Annotated in this window: 2 protein-coding genes; both read left to right on the forward strand. The window is 47.6% G+C overall.

Annotated features, from left to right (window positions below):
• The first annotated feature begins 91 nt into the window (after positions 1-91).
• Positions 92-1,645 carry a S10 family peptidase gene (locus V5298_RS20465; RefSeq protein WP_332933260.1) on the forward strand — a complete coding sequence of 518 codons (1,554 nt, stop codon included), beginning with the start codon at positions 92-94 and terminating at the stop codon, positions 1,643-1,645.
• Positions 1,646-1,709: 64 nt separating this feature from the next.
• Positions 1,710-2,072: ACP phosphodiesterase (locus V5298_RS20470; protein WP_332933261.1), on the forward strand; the 363-nt coding region annotated here is incomplete at its 3' end.

Below are 2,072 nucleotides of genomic sequence, written 5' to 3' on the forward strand. Positions count from 1 at the left end.
CTGCCTGCACAATCCAAACGTGCGGCGGTTTTGCTGTATCGTTTAAAACGTCAATACCCATAATAATACCTTACCCGACAGAGGAAGATTCATGAAATTATTAGCCGTTAATTCCGCATCTATGATGTGCATGGGCATGCTATTTACTGCCTTGTTATCAGCGCCATTGCAAGCGCAGGAAAGCAAAACGGAGGCCTACGCCCGCACCGTACCGGTAGAAACTGCCGTTACCACTAAACACAAAACAACCATCAAGGGTAATCGCATAAACTACACGGCTACCATTGGCATGCAGCCGGTCTGGGATAAAGAAGGTCAACCAATAGCAACGCTCCAATATACCTATTACCAGCGGGATGATGTAAAGGACGTGGCATCACGGCCATTATTAATTAGTTTTAATGGTGGTCCGGGCTCCGCCTCGGTATGGATGCATATTGCCTACACTGGCCCGAAGATTTTAAACATCGATGACGAAGGCTACCCATTGCAACCCTATGGGGTGAAAGACAATCCTTACTCTGTTTTGGATGTGGCTGACATCGTCTATGTTAATCCGGTAAATACCGGCTATAGCCGCGTTCTGCCCGATGCCGACGGAAACATGCCCAGTGATGAAAAACAGCGCAGTATGTTCTTTGGCGTCAATGCGGATATCGAATACTTAGCGGAATGGCTCAATACCTTTGTCAGCAGACAGAACCGCTGGCCGTCACCGAAGTTTCTAATTGGTGAAAGTTATGGTACCGCCCGAGTGTCAGGCTTGGCCGGTGCGTTGCAAGAGCAACAATGGATGTATTTAAATGGAGTGATCCTGGTTTCCCCTACCGATTTAGGCATACGTCGTGATGGCCCGGTGGAAGCGGCCAATAGACTCCCCTATTTTGCCGCCGCGGCCTGGTATCACAACAAGCTCGCCGCTAAATACCAGGAACAGCCTTTAGAAGAGGTATTACCGCAAGTGGAGAAGTTTGCCGTAGAAACCCTGTTGCCCGCACTGGCAAAAGGCGCGTGGTTACCTAACAGTGAAAAGCAAGCTGTGGTTAAGCAGTTTGCCGCTTATTCCGGTTTATCAGAAGATGAAATCTTGCAAAATAATCTCGACGTAAGCCCTTGGTATTTCTGGAAAGCCTTACTTCGCGATGAAGGTAAAACCATCGGTCGCTTAGACAGCAGATACATCGGCATTGACAAAAAAGAAAGCGGAGACAAACCGGATTACAATGCTGAACTCAACGCCTGGCTTCATGCCTTTACCCCGGCCATCAATGCTTATATCAAAAAGGATTTAAAATTCACCACTGACATTAAATACAATATGTTTGGGCCGGTACATCCTTGGGATAGACAGAATAATCATACCGGTGAGGATTTACGCCACGCCATGGCCACCAATCCCTATCTCCACGTGATGATCCAGTCGGGCTATTATGATGGCGCAACCAATTATTTTGATGCCAAATACACCATGCACCAGCTTGATCCCAGTGGAAAAATGAAGGACAGATTCGCCTTTAAAGGATACCGCAGTGGTCACATGATGTATTTACGTCATGACGATCTGCAGACGGCAAATGAAGATATTCGCGCATTTATTAGCGCCGCTTTGCCTTCATCTACCACACCAGCGAAATACCCTCGCTAACGAAGGATGGGTGGGCATAAACGTCCACCCTTTCTCATCAAACAGGTATAGCAGTTAGTATTTTATGAATTATCTGGCCCATTTATTTATTGCTCTGCCCACACCCGATTCTTGTTTTGGCAATCTCCTCGGTGACTTTCAAAAAGGCGTGAATCACCAAGATTTACCCGCCCCCGTCCAAGCTGGGCTACAAAATCATTTATTGGTGGATAAATTTACCGACAGCCACGCGCTTACGCGCTGGGCGCGCGCACAGTTTAGCCCCGAGCAGCGGCGGTTTGCCGGTGTTACCTTAGATATCCTGTTTGATCATTTTCTCATTCAACACTGGTCAAGGTTTTCAACACAATTGCTTGAGGACTTTTGTCAGTCACGCTATTGCTTGCTGGATAAACGGCTGCCCCTGATGCCACCCAGTATGCAACGG

This window comes from Alteromonas sp. 14N.309.X.WAT.G.H12, assembly GCF_036697315.1.
Lineage (GTDB): Bacteria > Pseudomonadota > Gammaproteobacteria > Enterobacterales > Alteromonadaceae > Alteromonas.

Bases quoted from the DNA above. Each gene is read 5' to 3' on its own strand.
- V5298_RS20465 (WP_332933260.1), top strand. From the start codon at position 92: ATGAAATTATTAGCCGTTAATTCCGCATCTATGATGTGCATGGGCATG.